We start from the raw sequence: 18,097 nt of genomic DNA, 5'->3' as shown, positions 1-18,097 counted from the left end.
CTTTTATTTTTTATTCATACTATCTACGATCTCATTGATTACAATTAGGCGTTCTACAGATTCACCTAATTCTTTTTGTATGCGTTCTATTAAATCTTCTTTTTGAGTATCAGTTTTCATCATAGGTAACTCTGATCGTAATTCTTTTAACCTAGCTTGTGCATATTCTCCTATAGTATTGGGCATTTTAAAGATTCGAATACCAATTTTGTTTATAGATGTTCCAAAAGTTTGAAATTCGGGTCGTATTACTTCATCTACTTTTAACGTTTTCTCATTCTTTTTAAAAACATGGACATATTTCATATCAGTATCAGAGATCAAAAATGGAGAATGTGTAGTAATTAACATATCTCTTAATGGAAGCTTGTTTTTAAGGCTAGTTTTATTTTCGTCTTGTTCTTGATTAAAACAATTTCGCAAGCTAGAAATATATTTTGCCTTCCAATCAGGGTTAAAATGAGTTTCTGGTTCGTCTAGGAGAAATAAACTTTTGGTATTACGAAACAATAGACTGAGCCCAAGCGTATGTATAAACTGATGTTCTCCATCTGATAGACTTTTGGTATAAATTGTTTTGTCTATATCAGTTTTCTTAATCAAAACATTTTTAAATCGTAAGATTCGATCTTCTTCTATGGGAACTTGTGCAATATCCTGATTTATAAAAGGGTTTACTGATTGATATGCATTTTCCTTGTTCTTAGTACTAATGACATAATTGTTAAGAATAATGCCTAGTTGAAAAAACTCGAATAGTTTTAGTGGATCATTCTCGAAATGTAATTGAAAAGCCATTTTGGTGGCATTGTCAACTTTAAAATCAAAAATAATATATTCATTTGCTTTGGCGGATTTCCCATTCGCGAAACTATCGTCAAAGGAGTCATCAAAATATAATTCATCATATTCATCTTGCTGATACTCATCCCAGCAAGTTGCACAACGTTTTAATTTTTCTATATAAGACCGTGTTCTAATTGTTTCTGTTTTTCCTTCATCAGATAAATGTAAATTTTCAATAAGTGGAATAGGTGTATCTGCAAACTCTGTAGCATTATCCGTAGTATTGATGTCCGTAACTAAAACTTCGGTGTCTGTTCTAAGAATTAGACGAAACGAATCGATAGCTTCTAGTTTTACATACTCACGAAACGGTTCTAAAACAGAAGAATGAGTATCCGTTTCTGGATCATCAAACATCAAAAGACAGGTAAGCATAATAGCCTGACTGAATTGTTCATCCAGAAAAATTAAAGAGGACTCAGGAGATGGGTCCGTAAATTCCTGAGATTCTAGATTACTATAGTATTCATCATATTGCAACAGTCTACTTTTAAAAAAAGGAATACTTAGGGTTTCGTTATGTCCCGATGCATACCCAATAACATATCTGGGTAACAAACTTTTGATTTGTTGTCGTGAAAGTTCATTGTATTCTTTCTCAAAATCATCCAGATTTCTAATAGTAATAAACGGACGATTATTATATTTTTTGATTATTCTAATTTGTGCTACAATTTCAGGGTCGGCTTCTGGAAAAAACTCAGTATCTAAATACGTAAAATACTCTAACTCATATGCATTCACTCTGGAAGTATTAGGATCAAATTTTTTGATAAAATATTCAGGCTTATTATTGAGATACATGCCATCCAGGTGATAAAATATTTCTGCTAGAGCTTCTAATACGTTAGATTTACCACTACCATTACGTCCTGCTAGTAAATAGGGATTGAAATCATCGGTTTTGGTATAATCAAAATCCCTTAAAAAATAGATTTCAAAACCTTTTTTTAAGGAACGGAAACCTTTTGCATTATTTATTTTAAGCCTTAAAAGCTTCATCCGTTAGTTTTAATTTTATTCGACCCTTTTGTTCGTCAAATTCTTGTTTAATGAGTGGAGGAGTAGCTTCAATAAATTTGAAAATTACTTTCTTCCAGGATTCATATTCCATATCGAAATCCTTTTGGATAAAATAGGATTGAAACTGGTCTTGCAAATCTTGATAATCAAAGCTTTTATCTTTAAAATGATCTTTTAATAAAAATTGATAAAAAAGGTCATCACCTCTAAATTGAAAATCCAAGTCTTCCTGAGTTGCTTGAATTTCATCTGGAATACCATAAAAGTCAGCCAATGTCATATTGGTTATGTCCCTTTTGGTTTTTGTATTATTACTAGATTCTTTTAAATAAGATTTGTCAATCTTTATTTTTTTATAAGTCTTTTGCTCCTTACTAATCTTTTTGGGACTGACAACTTCTTCATCCGCCAAAAACTCATCTCTTAATACTACTTTACTCAAATCAAGCTCTCCTTTAAACACATCTTGACTCAATCTACCATATAAGTTTTCAAGCTCATTAAGATGGTTTTGATATAATATTTTTGTTTCTTCTACTTTTTCAACTATTTGTGCGAATTGATTTTGAATTTGCAATGGAGGCAATAAAATTTGAATATCTTTTATTTTTCTTAAAGTCAATCGTTTGATTGCTCCTCCAGCCATTTTTGATATTATTTTTTGTTTAACAATTGGATTATTAAGCCAAGAGTTTAAGTATTCTTTTAGAATCAATGATCTATCGGGCTTTAATAGCGCAACACTAGATAGCAAACTGAATTCAAAGTCATAAGTGTTAATACAAGATTTTCCTGTTGTAGCCCCATCTTTAATATATAGAATATCTCCTTTTTCAGGATTACAACGAGAAAAAATTACTTTATGGTCCTCTTTAGAAATGTACCAAGGTTTTGACCAAAAATCTAAATTATTTTCACTAATATGTTTTGCCGTGATATATGGGATACCTTCATCTTGAATAGGAGGAGAATGATGGGTGCCATCAGTTATTTTAGTGCAAACTTTATTTAAGATAGTCTTTTTCCACCCCTTTTCATTCTTTACGGGATCCCCAAACATCTCCAAAAAGGTACTTTTTACCAGTTCATTAAGTAAGTCAATGCTTTGTTTACGTTTGGCAATCAACACTTCACAATCGGTTAAGACTTGGGCAATGCGTTTTTGATTGCTTAAGGAAGGTTTATTGATTTTAATACCTTTTATCTGTTTAGCAGATAGATGTTTTACTGTTGTGTAAGTGGTTTTTCTGTGAATTTCTTCAAGTTCTTTAGGTAAAAAATGAAGTAAATATTTTTTATTTAGCTCATTTATTTTAGGTACTATTTTACATACCCGTTGATTTAAAAGAGCTTTGCCATAATTCCATTCAACACATTTAAAATCACCATCCATACCTACTAGAATATCTCCATCATTTATTACGAACTTTTCATGATAAGGCCCGGAATAATATTTGCCAGAAAAACCAGAATTAACATCTCGAACTCTTATCAAAGGTAATCCATCACCTAAACTATTGAAGAATTTTGGTTTAAATGCGTAACCAGACAAAATATCAATATATTGATCAAGTACATTTTCGTTTCCCATTATGCAAACAACTCTTTTAATTCTTTCAATTTTTCATTGATTTCTTGCTCTAACCCCCTTACTTGTTTACCATCTTCATCGGTCCCCCCTAAAAGCTTTAAAAGTATTTTTTCAGGCTTTTCATATTCGATCTCTTCAAAAACTTCTTCTTTATAACGGGCAAAACTTAGGTCGTAGCCTTCTGCCTTTATTTCTGCTTTGGGAACAAAGAAGTGTTTTCCTTTATGGTCTGCCTTTTCTCCTTCGACAGGCTTAGGGTGACTTTCTTTTCGTGATCGGTATTTTTCTAAAATATCTTGTAGATCCCCATATCCGTCTAATTTGTTACGCTTGTCATCCAGGCTGTACCCATCATTTTCCATATCGTAAAACCAGACCTTTTCGGTTTCTCCACCTTTAGTGAAAATAAGTAGAGCAGTGCTTACTCCAGCATAGGGTTTAAAAGCTCCACTGGGGATGGTTACTACAGCTTTTAGTTCACTTTTTTCGATCATCAATTTACGAGCTTCTTTAAAAGCTTTTCCAGATCCAAATAAAACACCTTGTGGGATAATTATTCCTGCAGTACCTCCCATTTTTAACATTTGATAGATACGCTCGATAAACAATAATTCGGTTTTGGTAGTGCCTAATTGTAAACTTTCATTAATATCTCCTTTATCGATATTACCTGTAAAAGGAGGATTGGCTAGTACGATATCATATTGACTAGTTTCATTATATACTTTGCTTAAGGTATCCGTATAATCTACTTGTGGAGAGCCAATACCATGCATCATTAGATTCATTAGTCCTAAACGTACCATGGTTTGGTCAATATCGTATCCCTGTAAACTATTATCTAGTATAGTTTTTACATCTTCAGTAAGTTTTGCACTTTTACTAGAGCGTACAAATCCATCTTCATCTTTAGGACGTTGTTCTTTTTCGTCATCCAATTGTGTTACTAAATATTGATAGGCATCCAGTAAAAAACCACCAGTACCACAAGCAGGATCTGCAATACGATTACCCAATTGAGGTGCTACCATCTCTATCAATAATTTAATAATGTGTCGTGGAGTACGAAATTGCCCATTTTTACCAGCACTGGCAATTTCACTTAATAAAAACTCATAAACATCTCCCTGAATATCCTGGAAATCCTGTCCTTTTTCTTCGGCATCTTTTTCCATCTCTTCATAGATCTCATCTATGATTTTGACAGCTTCGACCAATAAAGAGGGTTTCGGTATGATAAACACCGCATTGCGCATATGTTTTACAAAAGGGGAATCTTCTTTATCCAATTCTTTAATAAAAGGAAACACATACATTTGGATAAGTTGAAGCATTTCTTCAGCTTTAAGTCTTTTGAATTCGCTCCAGCGTAATCGTTGTTTATCAATGCCTTTTTCTTTCTCTATTTTTTCAATTTCTTTCTTTCCTGCACGTTCTTTAGGTCGATCTTGAGGTAGAATGTAGATGCTTTCAAAACGAGAAACAAATGGATCTCCTGTAAATTCTGCTTTAGATTGTGCATCGAGATCGTTCTCATCTAGCTTTTTCATAAAGAGCAAATAGGTGATTTGCTCAATAGCTGTTAGGGGATTAGAGATACCGCCACTCCAGAACTTGTTCCATAGTTCTTGTATTTTGGATTTGATGGTTGGATTATGCTGTAATAGACTCATTTATGCTACTAATTGTTCTGTTAGGGTTACTATTTCTTTAATTTCGTTGGGTGTAAAGATACCCTGAATTCCTTTAGGATGTATAACGGTAAAAGGAGCTTCTAATAAATTTCGTTTGTGTATTTGACCTCGTTCTATAACATAATCTCGCAACAGATTGAGAAACTCAATTTGTCGTGTAGTAAGTTGTGTCTGTTTTGTAATAAAAGCAGCTACTTTTTTACTCACGGTTTCCTCAAAACTTTCTAAAACTTCAATACCTAGAACGTGTTTGATAAACTGTATAAAATTTGCGTGTTGGTTTTTATACACTTTTTGTAATAATGCTTCGGTGATATGTGGATCTTCGTTGTAGAGTTCTTCAGCTAATTCTTCTGCTTCTTGTGGGGTTATAGAACCACCATTTTTTATTTTTTGAAGAATTGGATTTCGATCCAGCATTTCAGTAATTTTCTCTTCTACCATTTCGCGGTAGCGAGAAATACTCACGGATTCATGTTGGGGACCAAATTCTACGAATTCTTTGGTGGTAACCAGATCCTTAAGGTTTAAGTGATCTATACCAGAACCTCCTGAAACCTTTTCGATATAACGCATCAAAGGTGCAAGTTTTTTCGATAGTATATCAAACGTTGGATCATCAATAATTGCCCAGTATTTGTTAGATAGTGCTTTTTTAATTAATGAGGTTTCCTTAGCGACGGTATTGACCGATAGGGGTAACAATGCAACTTGTTCCTGTATATCTTCTTTAAGAATTTCAAACCGTTCCTGATCTTTCTCCAAAAAAGCTAAAGAGGTTTCTAATACATCTTTTTTAAAGCGCATTGCTTTAAAATCCACCTGAGAAACCGTTCTAAACAATGGTAAGATGATATCTCTCAAAAAGTCGAAACTTTTAGATTCTAGAGTTTCCCAAAACTCAGCTTTTCTTACTTTAAAAATTGCGGATTGTGCATCTTGGATTGCCACAGATTCTTGCGGTAATTGTGCCAATTGTTTTCTCAAAATTTCTATCTCTTTAAATGCAATATCTTTTTCATCGAGTTCTAAAGCTACCTCAATTTTGTCAATTCGAATACTTGCAAAACGAACTGGTAAAGGAATCTGAGTTTTATTTTCTTTTCCTTTTGGATTGAGTTTAAAGTATTCAAAATTATCCCAGCAGTCCAGAATCAAGAAATTATCTTTTTCCGTACACCAGGGTTTCATTGCCGTAGGTTCGAGCAGTCGAGTTCCACGACCAATCATCTGCCAAAATTTGGTATACGAAAAAACTGGTTTTGCAAACACTAAATTGACCAATTCACGCACATCAACACCTGTATCCAACATATCTACACTGATGGCAATACGTGGCATGTCATTCATTTTGAATTGATCCAACAGACCTCCTTTACCATATACTCTTGGGTCATCAGATACTAATACTTTGGATAATTCACCATTATATTCTGGGTAGAGTTTTTCAAATATTTCTTCTATCTGTCTGGCTTGTGCTATAGATTGGCAGAAGAAGATGCTTTTACCAGGTAATACTCCGTTGGAATCTTTTATAGATTCCTCCATAAATTCCCGTACGATCAATGCGTTTGTTCCACGGTTTCTGACAGATTTTTCTAATTGCTCGCCTTCATAGTTTATTTCTTCAATATCTCGGCCTTCGTATAATAGCTTCTTTTGATCTTCTAGGGATACGGTTCGTTTGTTAATTCCTTCATCCTGAAACTTCGTATGAATCTTCATTACTTGAAAATTGCATAGGTAAGGAGGGATGTTATTTACTGCTTCTTTATAGGAGTATGCAAACGTTGGCAAACCATCTTCGCACTCAAATAATTGGAATGTATTGTGATCGATAACATCTGTGGGAGTAGCTGTAAGACCTAAAGTAATGGTATTAAAATACTCTAAAACCTCTTGATAGGTGTTATAAATGGATCGGTGACTTTCATCAATTACAATCAAATCGAAAAAGTGGGAAGAAAGTGTATTTTCTTCATCTCGCACAATATTCAACATTGTTGGATAAGTGGACACATAAATCCTACGATCGGTTGCTATAGATTTCTCACCACGCTTAGGCCATGTTGGTTCGTTTGGTAAATGTTCTTTAAAAGCTTCTAATGCTTGATCACGTAAAGCGATTCTATCCACTAAAAACAACACCCGTTCTGCCCAACTAGCTCTCATTAAAACATCGGTTAATGCAATGCATGTTCTTGTTTTTCCAGTACCCGTTGCCATAACTAACAAAAACTTAGTTCGTTTTTGCTCAATGGATTCCATAACCTTTCGAATGGCTTGTATTTGATAATCACGACCGGCGATATCCGTATTTATTAATTCTGCGGCTAGTGGTTTTTTACGTTTTCGTATAAACTTATAGCGTTCCAGATCATCACGAGAAGGAAAACCAATTACTTTTTTAGGTGGGTAATTACCCAAATCCCAGAAGTAAATATCCAATCCGTTGGTATAAAAACAAAAAGGGAGTTCTCCACTTTCCTTCTCGATATCAAGAGAATACTGTTTAGCTTGTTCACGTCCTATTTCAGCATTCTTAGAAGTACGCTTTGCCTCAATAACTGCTAAAGGTTTGCCATCTTTACCTAATAATACATAATCACTAAAGGTGGTATTATAAGTAGTGTGAGGTTCATTAGTGCCAGAAATAACAGAATATTCTTCTACAACCTGAGTTTGATCAGTAATATTCCATCCTGCAAATGCAAGCTGATTATCAATTAGCCGTTTTCGGGTTTGAGCCTCGTTCACAAATAGTCTTTAGAATCAATGTTTTATATAGAAAAGACGTTAGGGCGTCAGAAAAGTAAAAATAGAGTTCTTTAATTTGTAAACCAAAAATATTTAATTTTTACTTTTCCTCACTTTTCTTAGCCTTCTTATAAATCCCAAAAGGAATCCCTAAGCGGATTCTCCCTACAAAATAATCAGATGCTTTTGCATCATATAAAGCATTTTCCCAACCTATATCAATACCGAACGATAAAGAGGTGTTATCACTTTTTGTTTTTCTAAATAAAGGACCAAAAAGTATGGTGTAGTTATTTTCATAAAAAGTGTTGTCTGGTCTGGTAATAAGATAATCGTGTCTTGCAGAAATATTGAATCCCAAATTCTTCTTTTTGCCTAAGAAGTATGCTAGGTACCCATAAAATTTGCCAGTACTTACAGTTTTTTCAATTTGATCATAATTACCTAAAACGATTCCGTTTTCGTCTTTGATAGAACTATTAGTATTATTTAAAAACAATGATGGTGTTCCATCAATTAATGTGCTATTAAGAATTGAACCTGTAGTTATAGATGTCCCAACTTGCCAAAACCTAATACGTCTTTTATTATTTGTAATGTAATTGAAATCAAAAAATGTAGTTGTAGTAAGTTTATTTATTTTATCTGTAAAATCTATATTACTATTGCTTAGCAAAGGATCAATGTTTTCTTCTGTAAATGAAAATGTACTATTTCCGATACTAGTGCCAATACGAAACCACGGAAAATAATAACCATACGTTATATCATTATCTTTGTCATATTTATATAGGATTTCTTTTTTAGCAAATTTTTCTAACTCTGTAATGTCTTTTGATTTGTTGACTATAGAATCAAAAAACTTTTTTTGTTCATCTAGTTGAGAATAAGCTTCTTTCAACTTACCTCTTTCTATTAAGCTTTTAATTTCTGGAAACAATTTTAGCTCATTTTTTAGGTTTGATAAGATATATTCTTTATTTGGTTCTGAAACAATTGATTCTTGAATAGATTGAATGGTGTTTATGATATGTTTTGGTTCATCTACAGAATGAATTCGACTTATCCAAAGTTTATATTTGTTACTATATATTTTTCTATTATCGATTATACTTTTACGTTTACTTTTTTTAGTATAGTAAAACTGACCAGAATATTGGGGAGGTTTTATTACAAATGTGGTATTAAAATTTACGTCATTATTCCAGCTTTCATCAGAATAAAAATCAAATAAAGTACCTTGCCCTTTAATAGTAGTACCGGCTATACCATATAGTTTCCATTTACTTTTAGTGTAAATTTTATAGCTAGCATTCATGGTTACATTTGTTTTGTCCTTATTTTGTGTATACCCAAATGCAGATGCGTTTGTAACTAAATCGGTACTACTAAAAACAACAGTATTAAAGGCATTTAAAATATTTTCGTTAAGAAGTTTTGGCTGAACAGCTAAATCAATTTCAATTTCGCCTTTCGAATTAATTGTGTAATAATTATTAATAACTGTATCAAGAGCAGTATTAAAGTTCGTGATAAGCTGATTTTTATCTTGACAATATCCTATTGTTATGATAAAATTCATCAATAATGCAAGAGTAATTTTCTTCATTTTTTAAGTTTTAAATTAAGTGGATAATAACCTAGAGTTAAGGATGATTTAATTATCAAGCTAAATAAGTAAATAAAGGGATTATAAAGTATACCCAGTATTAGGTATTTTGATTACTTTTTTAGTAGAAAACACACAGGTAAGACTGATTATACTTGCGTTATTCATTTTTACCTTCTTTTAACAAAACCACCAAAACCCACTTATCTAAGTGGGGGAGAGTACCTATATAAGTAGGGGGTGTTATGGTTATGCATGTGTTAGGGGTACTTATAGTAGTGGGGTCACTTGTCTCGAACCTAGGTATGGGGTACTTCAAACAGAAGTGATAGGTATGCAAAAGGGAAGTGCCACTTACATAAAAGGGAAGTGTCACTATGCTCAGACAGAAGTGCGTCTTCCTAAAAAGGCAAGACAAGCCACTCTTAATAGTTGGGGTACCCACCTATACAAGTACCCATGTTTATCGATTTTCAGTGTTAAAAAATGAAACTACCAAGTGGTATTGGTATACAGGTAGCACCAAAGATATGGATAGGAGATTGACGCAATATCAAAACGGAGAAGGAGCGAACCATACCAAAAAACGATTGCCTGTTATCTTGCTTTATTACGAAAAATATGATCGTATCGATACTGCGTTTTACAGAGAAAAACAAGTACAAGGATGGTCAAGAGCCAAAAAAGAAGCATTAATGAGAGGGGAGCTGGAGGGGTTACATGATTTAGCAGAATGTAAAAATAATACACATTATTTGGTTTTCAGAACCCCGGACTTCGGCCTTGGTTTATCCTGAGCTTGTCGAAGGACCAGCCCTCGAAATATAACGAAAATACCGATCACTGAGCCCTTCGACTGAGTCAGGGAACACTTAGCCGAAGGGTGATTTCGCTATCTCTTATGCTACTTGATGTATCGTATGAATTCCGACTTTTTCCTGCTTTCCTTTTAGTAGTACACTTCCTAAAAATTGAGATGTTAAATGCGCACTCATTTTTAAATCCTGCATTAACTTTTCTGAAATTAAAAAAGGAACCTTATATGTATTACATTCATCTTGTATTCTGGCAGAAGTATTAATAACATCCCCGTGATATGCAATTTCTTTTTTAATGACTCCAACTTCAGTTACCATTAATTTTCCACCGTGGAGTCCTGCTTTGAATTCTGGAACAACACCATACTTATTTAGGTAATATTCAGATTTATTTCGTTTTTTCTCCTGGAAAGCAAAAAATAGATCTATACAATTATTATTAGTTAACCCTTTTTTATACGGCCAACTTAGGACAACTTCGTCACCAACATATTGATAAATTTCAGCATTAAATTTTGGAACCACAGCATTAAGATCATAAAAACAATCCTGTATAAACTGACTGTATTTATAGTGTCCTAGATTTTCTGCGATACTCGTAGAGTCTTTTAAATCTAAGAACATAAATATTCTTTTTTCTTCCTGCGGAGTTTTATATTTTCCCATCAATATTTTAAGAAACGTACCTTTTCCGAATTTTTCATTAGCAATTTTAATAAATGAAAACACAAAAGAAGCTAATACAATATATAAAATAGCGGACCAAAAAGGTTTGTTTTGTGCCCACCAACCAGAATCTGTATTTGGATTCGTGTTATTCAAATTAGAAAAAACATCAGTAACTATAGTGAATACAGCTATTGTAGCTATAAAATGAAAAATTGTTCTGGTAATAACATTATTGGCTAATGATATTCTGTTAGTCATAAACTTGTCAAAAAGAAGATCTACATGAGTATAAAGAACACCTATTAAAACACCTATACATGTTAATTTTATTAAGGATTGTAACGCTCCGAATATTCCACTATGCGCTCTAATAACCATAAAGTCTTCTTCTTCATCTATTCCGTAATACCTTAATATTGAATATAATCCCATAGCAATAGCCCAAAAAAATACTGACTGTGAAAGTAGCTGTTTATATTGTTTCAACTGATGGTTCATAATATCGTATCGTTTTGTTTAATTTATATCAGCATCAGATAAAATATACTATCCAGTGCTTTTCTATACCTAAAACATATAAACGGGAAAGTTCCCTACTTTTTATTTATTTTTTTTGTATAACAGCTTAGTTTTTAAAGCTCTATGCTTCAGTTTCCGGGACTTTGGCTTCGCTCAGCCCTCGGATGAGAATGAAATTAACGATCACTGAGCGTAGTCGAAGTGAGAGTAAACATGTCAAAAATATCAAGAGGCTTCAAGAGGATGGTTACTGAGTCAGTCAAAGTACAGTCCCCGATACGACCAAAGGGAAGAATGTAAATCCGAAGGGTGAGGCTCTCGAACCCTGAGGTGTCATACCGAACTTGTTGAAGTGCTCTCGAAAAGTAATAAAACCGGACTTCGGCTTCGCTCAGCCCTCAGAGAAAACCCAACCCGAACCCTGAGCCCTTCGACTTGACTCAGGGAACACGTAGTCGAAGGGTGAGCGCCTCCATCAATAATCTCAAAACAAATTGTACATTTGATGATATAACCTATAATTCTATGAAGAACGTACTTTTTTATATGCTGTTGACGATGACTTTTAGCACTACAGCACAAGAAATTATAACATTAACTCCGAGTATTGAGATTTTAGATCTTAATCCTGCCGACGAAAAAGAATTTAATCGTAATAAGAAAGCATGTGAGGAAATTTGGGAACGTATGTCAAATGGACTTAAAGAGGAAGATCTTACTGCATCAGAGAAAGCAGAATTAGAAATGGTAGATGAAACGATGGCTAGTTATTGGGATATAGAAGGACAAGGATGTAGTTGGTATTGTGGGGGTGGTCCCACTACAGAGACTGCTTCATCTACATTACCTTCTCAGGGAACTGTAGATTATAATGTAGATAATATACATGACCTTAATTATAAAAATGTTTGGGTCGAAGGTGTTGCGGGATATGGAGTAGGAGAATATATTGAGTATGGATTTAATCAATCCAGCCCTAGGATAACTGAAATTATTGTTGTCAATGGACATGTTAAAAGTGAAAAAGCATGGCGTAACAATAGTAGGGTAAAAAAGTTGAAAATGTATATAAAAGGAGAGCCTTATGCAATCCTTAATTTGACTGATCAACGTGCAGCTCAGCATTTTAAAGTAGATACTATTGGTTTTTTAGATCGAAATATAGATTATATAGCTGCCAAAAAACTTCCTCAGTGGAAAATGAGGTTCGAAATTTTAGAAGTATATCCAGGAGATAAGTATGAAGACACTGTGATCTCTGAGATTTATTTTGATGGAATTGATGTGCACTGTTTTGCAAAAGGAACCTTAGTCACCATGGCTGATGGTCATCAAGAGCCTATAGAAAATCTTAAAATAGGAGATAAGGTACTTTCTTTTGATCGGGATACCAATACCAACATGTCGGCTACTATAGAAGAACTAGCAAACCCAATTCATGAAGATTTAATTAAGATTTCCTTGGCTGATGGTACTTCTATTACCTGTACAAAAGATCATCCGTTTTTATCTGCTGATGGAAACTGGTTATCATATGCTCCACAAAAAACGCAAATGGATTATCAATTTGATACTGTAGAACAATTGACAATTGGTATGATTTTAAAAACCAATGAAGACGAACACATGATTACTGATATAGATCAGGTATTGGGATCACAACAAACCTATACTATTGTACAATTAGATAAAGGAACTACCTTTTTTGCTAATGATATAGTTGTAGGTACAGAACCTTTAAGAATATTACCAATGTGTAAGAAACATAAAATGATTACAGAATAAGAAATGAGAAAATTAATAACACTATTCCATAAAACATAGTGTTAGAATGCCTTATCATAATCTACAGAATTAGCTCAGATTTGTATTCCATGACTATTGTATTACAAAAATTGAGGAAGTAATGAAAAATCATAATTATTTTCTTGCCCAAACTAATAAGGGGTTTTCAAAAGGATTTTGTATCTTAATTATGAAATAAATACAAACCTTAAAAACAGCATTAGTTATGGAATTTATGGAAATTACAGACAATAAAGGGAATTTGCATTATATTAATCCCAGTCACATTTCAGCGATGTGTGAAATAGAAGGCAAGTGTAAACTTAATTTAATGGGACAAGATTATATGTTCACTAAAGAAACTATGGAAGAAGTAAAGGTTCATCTTATTTCGTTTCGACACTAACATAAATAAGGTATATGCCAAAAAAAGGAAAAGAAAAGAATACTCAAAACAAGGCAAAACATGCTAAGTTGATGAATCGTAAAAAGAATAAACTCAGAAAAGAGAAAGAAGCCAGAGCAGAACGATTAAAAGCTTTAACTCAAAAAATAAATCAACAAAAAGATACCGAAACTTCTCATGAATAATTGCCATTGCGGTAGACCAATAGCTTATCCTTCTTGCTGTGGAAAAATTCATCATGATATTACTGCTGCATTAACAGCAGAAGATTTGATGCGTTCGAGATATAGTGCTTTTGTATTAGCCAAAGGTGATTATCTCATAAAAAGTCATCATAGTAGTACAAGACCATCACGCAAAGAAAAGAAATCAATAGTACGTTGGGCTAAATCTGTGAATTGGGTTAAACTAGAAGTATTACAAACTTCTAAAGGAGCACCACAAGATACTAAAGGCACAGTAGAGTTTAAGGCATTTTATTATGATGATACAGGTATGCAAATGATTCACGAACATTCTAGGTTCATCAAAGAACATGGATATTGGGTATATGTCGGTGTAGTATAAGTAATGTATTGTTCTGTATAGTTTGTATATAAGATACTCAGGTTTCGAGAGCCTCAACCTTTAATACAGCCAAAATAAGCATGCAGATCCGAAGGGTGAGATTACAAGTCTAGTATTGAAACAGCATCTAAGTATTACATTCCGCTAAAAACAAATCGCTTTAAAAAGTATAGATGTTTTGTAAATCGTTCGGTTTTTTGATCTAACAATACTCTTACTTCAGAATTTGACATTTTCTCGAGGAGTTCTTCTTGTAATGGATGTGCTTTTTTATGTATTTGATCAATGGGTGCATGAAAATAACTTTGTAACTGCTGTGCTTCTTTGGATTCATCAACAAAATATCCAAATAGAGAAGTAGTTAAGTGTTTGTATTTACCAATAGGGAGTGCTAATAGAAAGAGCACAGATAAAATTTCGATATCATCACTGGCGTTGGTATACCCAAAATTTTCATGAGCTTTTACAATTCTGTAGATGTTTATAAAACGTTTTATTGCTCTTGGACTTGATCCAATAACAATGGACATATCTTGTAGAAGTTTTATTTCTTGCTCAGAGAATTGTAAGGACTCTATAGTCTCCTTGGTTTCGATACGTTCTATATCTTTGATGTCTTCTTCTGTAGTTTTTATCGGATATTCTGGTGTAGGAATAGTGCTTTCTATTTGTTCGACATCGGTATAACTACTATCATCAATACTAACATGTTCTTCTTGCTCGATATCTGTAATTTCATCGCTAATTATGGGGTTTATCTCAGCCAAAGTCTTAAGCATATGTTTTACACTACTATCTGCTGGAGCCTTTAAATTAAAAGGGACCTGGAATATCTTTTCGAGATAACTTGAAGGATCAATCATTTCTATCTCCGGACTTTTTTCATTCTTTACAAATTGTAACTGATGCTTTTTTATTAACGCATTCTTTACCCATCGTGGATCGACACCTACTACAACAACAAACAGTGGATATGCCATAAGAAGATTAACAGCTTCTAAGACTTCAACAACACGTTCTTCCGGACATCGATCCAGATCATCAATGTAGAGAACAATACGTTGTAAAGGGCGTTCGAATTTTTCTCTAAAATCTTCGATTTTCTTACTGTTTTCGAGCTCTTCGTGATGATCGGTAAACAGATTACTCAAGATTTCGAAATCTTTTCTAATAATAGATATAATCCCTAAATGTTCTTCATACTCTTTACTTGCTGATCTTTTTTCGATAAAAGTATGTAGTGCCTCAGTAGATAAGGTGTTATTTAGCCTAAACTCAATCTCTGTTTTTTGTTTTGTTGTGATGTTAATTTGTTGATTGATATCTACAATCTTGTCTTTGATTTTTTCAATCTCGAGTTGTAATGCTTTTTCTTTTTGTTTAAAGGAAAATATAGCATCTTCTTTTTTAATCTCATATTCTTTTTTGATATTCCAAAAGGAGGCAATGAGGGGTTGCAGTTTTTTATAGACAACAATTCCACGAGTATACAATCCACCCAAAATAGTGAAAAGAGATAGCATTTTGGTAGTGAAACTATAATCAGGTTCGAGTATAGTATCTTTGGAGAAATTAAAATCTGTAAAACCTATGGCGCTAACGATAAGTTCTAAAGCCAGTGGAACCAAGACGACTATAAGTATAATGCCTGTAAGCCAGAGTAGGTTTTTCCATAATTCTCCGGTTTTGAAGAATATTTTTAAGAAGGTTTGCGTTGATCTTGTTTGTTGGTAAAGTTCATCAGGGTTTTTCCAATATTCTTTTGGGATTACTTTTGCCAATTCTTCTTTACTTTTAATTATAGAGGGGTTTTGGTGAACGGCATCTTTAATTCGTGTTTCTACCTGAAAATCATTATTTACCTTTTCTATGACTTTGGTAATCGTAAGATTTTCAATTTCATCTATTTTTTGTTGTAACTCCTCTTCGATGTTATCTTTCTGTGCTACTAAAGTTTCCAGTTGAATATTTATATCACTTTCTTCTTTTTTCAGCTTTGCTAACTCATCATTGGTGATATGTAACTCACTGGTAAGCATTTCTTCGATTTCCTTTTTATAAGCATCGGTGGGAGAATTATTGCTAATGTACTGTTGTAACCCTTCAAAAATTTTGGTAATGATACCTGCCCAAAGATTGGCATCCATATAAGACCATGCATTAAAATGTACATGAGCTATACCTTCACAAAATCCTTTTTCTGGATTAGCATAAGACAACAGTTCAATACGTTCTTTTAGTTTTTTCATAAAAAAACTTTTCCCAGAACCCCATTTTCCAAATAATGCAATTGCCAGAGGAGGAGTAAAGCTTTTTGCAGCAATGACCCGTGCAAATGCAGAGACGTCTTTGGATATATTAAGATGATCTGTTCCAGAATCGATATCGCTAACCAAACCAGCAATCGTTGTAATTTTAGTTACTGTAGTGATTGATGGTACTTCTGTATTGGACTGACTAAGACCTGAACGTTGATCAGTGTCTAATTGAGAAAGTATAGTAAGTAGATGTTCTTTTTTAGGTTCAGAAATGATAGCTCTATAGGATCCAAGCCCCTCAATATCGGTTTGTAAATCCTTAATTGACCAATCCACAGTAAGGTGTTTACCATTATTGTTATTCCCCATTACCGTTCCGAATCCTTTTATTCGAATGTATGATTTACCATTTTTCTTTGCAAAGGTAGATTTCATGATTAGAATATCTCCGGGACGAACATTGTTTACAAGATCAATATATTTCTCATCATATGGATTCTCCCAGGTATTGTTTCTAAAGAAGAGTTCTTTTTTGTCTTGTTTGCCCCAGGAAGACCCAACTAGATAGAACTTACCAGAGAAACCCTCAATAAAATCGTCTCCTTCTGACAAGGGGGCTTTTTTAGTTGTTTTTTGCTTTTTAAGCGGTGCTTTTTGAACATTTTTTGTTTGCTGTACAGGAGGTGTCTGTTTTTTTTGTTTATAAAAATCAGTATCAATTGTTTTTGTTTGCTCTAAGGAATTAAACAACGCTTTACCTTCCTCGCTAATAGGAATTGAGATAATAAAACTAACATTTGCTTGTGATAAATGATTTGAATAGTTAAGAAGTACATCAAGTGTAATTTGGAGGCTTTTAGAAAAGCTTAATCCCCCTTTACCAGTTCCCATAAGGGGTAACCATATTTTTTTATTGGATAACGATTTTAAATAGTATTGTATACTTTTAGCAAGGTTTTCTTTTAGAGCATCTTCTACTTCTCTCTTTTTTTCTACAGTGACTATAAATAGAATAGATTTAAGTCCTCTGTTGTCTTCGACCAAATCGAAACCCTTTTCAAGATCAAGGTTCTTAAGAATGCTAAGATTGTATCCATATGATTTTATAACCAAGCGATTAAGAAGACCCGCAGTAGCTTCTGTACTTACTGTAGTAAAAGCAATATCAGCATCTGTGGGCACAGACCCCAAACTAATTTCGTAGAAATTGCCTTTATTTATATTTTCAATCATAGTGTAGCCTAAATTCGTTGGTGTTTGGTGATGTTCAATAGTCTTTTTATAACTATATGATTATATGATATAGTATATCTCTTTTATAGTATTATTTACAATGTGACGACTATTGATCATTCAATTCAAAAATGAACATTTAGAATTTTTAGATTCAGTGGGGTGCTATAGAAATAGCTTCAATATATAAAAATAGAACTCCTTAGTTTGTAAACAAAAAAAAACCATAATAAACATCAAAAAAACTATTCTGTATCCATAAAAGTCCCTATAAACAAGGAGGCGTTTTCACGGAATATAGGGTGTTGACTGATAGTTAGAT

The 18,097-nt window shown here is 33.3% G+C and carries 11 protein-coding genes; 4 read left to right on the top strand and 7 right to left on the bottom strand.

What is annotated here, in order from left to right:
- Positions 1-3: 3 nt before the first annotated feature.
- The 5 genes from PQF96_RS19885 to PQF96_RS19865 form a co-directional block, all read right to left on the bottom strand.
- Positions 4-1,848, bottom strand: a complete 1,845-nt coding sequence (locus PQF96_RS19885; protein WP_271767959.1) for a restriction system-associated AAA family ATPase — start codon at positions 1,846-1,848, stop codon at positions 4-6.
- Positions 1,829-3,460: a restriction endonuclease subunit S gene (locus PQF96_RS19880; RefSeq protein ID WP_271767958.1), complete on the bottom strand. Its 1,632-nt coding sequence runs from the start codon at positions 3,458-3,460 to the stop codon at positions 1,829-1,831. Before PQF96_RS19880 ends, PQF96_RS19885 begins: the two co-directional genes overlap by 20 nt.
- A complete protein-coding gene (locus PQF96_RS19875; protein WP_271767957.1) occupies positions 3,460-5,133 on the bottom strand; it encodes a class I SAM-dependent DNA methyltransferase in 1,674 nt (557 codons plus the stop codon). Before PQF96_RS19875 ends, PQF96_RS19880 begins: the two co-directional genes overlap by 1 nt.
- A complete protein-coding gene (locus tag PQF96_RS19870) occupies positions 5,134-7,911 on the bottom strand; it encodes a type I restriction endonuclease subunit R (protein WP_271767956.1) in 2,778 nt (925 codons plus the stop codon). It lies immediately after the preceding gene.
- 100 nt (positions 7,912-8,011) lie between these two features.
- A complete protein-coding gene (locus PQF96_RS19865) occupies positions 8,012-9,520 on the bottom strand; it encodes a hypothetical protein (RefSeq protein WP_271767955.1) in 1,509 nt (502 codons plus the stop codon).
- Positions 9,521-9,996: 476 nt separating this feature from the next.
- Between PQF96_RS19865 and PQF96_RS19860 the strand changes: the two genes are divergently transcribed.
- Positions 9,997-10,317: a GIY-YIG nuclease family protein gene (locus PQF96_RS19860; RefSeq protein ID WP_271767954.1), complete on the top strand. Its 321-nt coding sequence runs from the start codon at positions 9,997-9,999 to the stop codon at positions 10,315-10,317.
- Positions 10,318-10,419: 102 nt separating this feature from the next.
- Here the strand turns inward: PQF96_RS19860 and PQF96_RS19855 are convergent, their stop codons facing one another.
- Positions 10,420-11,505 (bottom strand): adenylate/guanylate cyclase domain-containing protein, encoded by a 1,086-nt coding sequence (locus PQF96_RS19855; RefSeq protein WP_271767953.1) that lies wholly within the window; start codon positions 11,503-11,505, stop codon positions 10,420-10,422.
- A 546-nt stretch (positions 11,506-12,051) separates the two neighbouring features.
- On the opposite strand from PQF96_RS19855, the gene PQF96_RS19850 reads away from it, so the two are divergent.
- The 3 genes from PQF96_RS19850 to PQF96_RS19840 all read left to right on the top strand — a co-directional run bounded on the left by PQF96_RS19850 (position 12,052) and on the right by PQF96_RS19840 (position 14,284).
- Positions 12,052-13,311, top strand: a complete 1,260-nt coding sequence (locus PQF96_RS19850) for an NADase-type glycan-binding domain-containing protein (RefSeq protein WP_271767952.1) — start codon at positions 12,052-12,054, stop codon at positions 13,309-13,311.
- 420 nt (positions 13,312-13,731) lie between these two features.
- A complete protein-coding gene (locus PQF96_RS19845; protein ID WP_271767951.1) occupies positions 13,732-13,902 on the top strand; it encodes a hypothetical protein in 171 nt (56 codons plus the stop codon).
- Complete coding sequence (locus PQF96_RS19840; RefSeq protein ID WP_271767950.1) at positions 13,895-14,284, top strand: YchJ family protein; 390 nt, start codon at positions 13,895-13,897, stop codon at positions 14,282-14,284. The genes PQF96_RS19845 and PQF96_RS19840 overlap by 8 nt, the downstream gene beginning before the upstream one ends.
- A 134-nt stretch (positions 14,285-14,418) precedes the next feature.
- Here the strand turns inward: PQF96_RS19840 and PQF96_RS19835 are convergent, their stop codons facing one another.
- Positions 14,419-17,775, bottom strand: a complete 3,357-nt coding sequence (locus tag PQF96_RS19835; RefSeq protein WP_271767949.1) for a P-loop NTPase fold protein — start codon at positions 17,773-17,775, stop codon at positions 14,419-14,421.
- Between the last annotated feature and the right edge of the window lie 322 nt (positions 17,776-18,097).

The sequence above is a fragment of the Aquimarina algiphila genome (assembly GCF_947494415.1).
GTDB classification, from domain to species: Bacteria; Bacteroidota; Bacteroidia; order Flavobacteriales; family Flavobacteriaceae; genus Aquimarina; species Aquimarina algiphila.
This window is presented reverse-complemented; position numbering and strand designations above follow the sequence as displayed.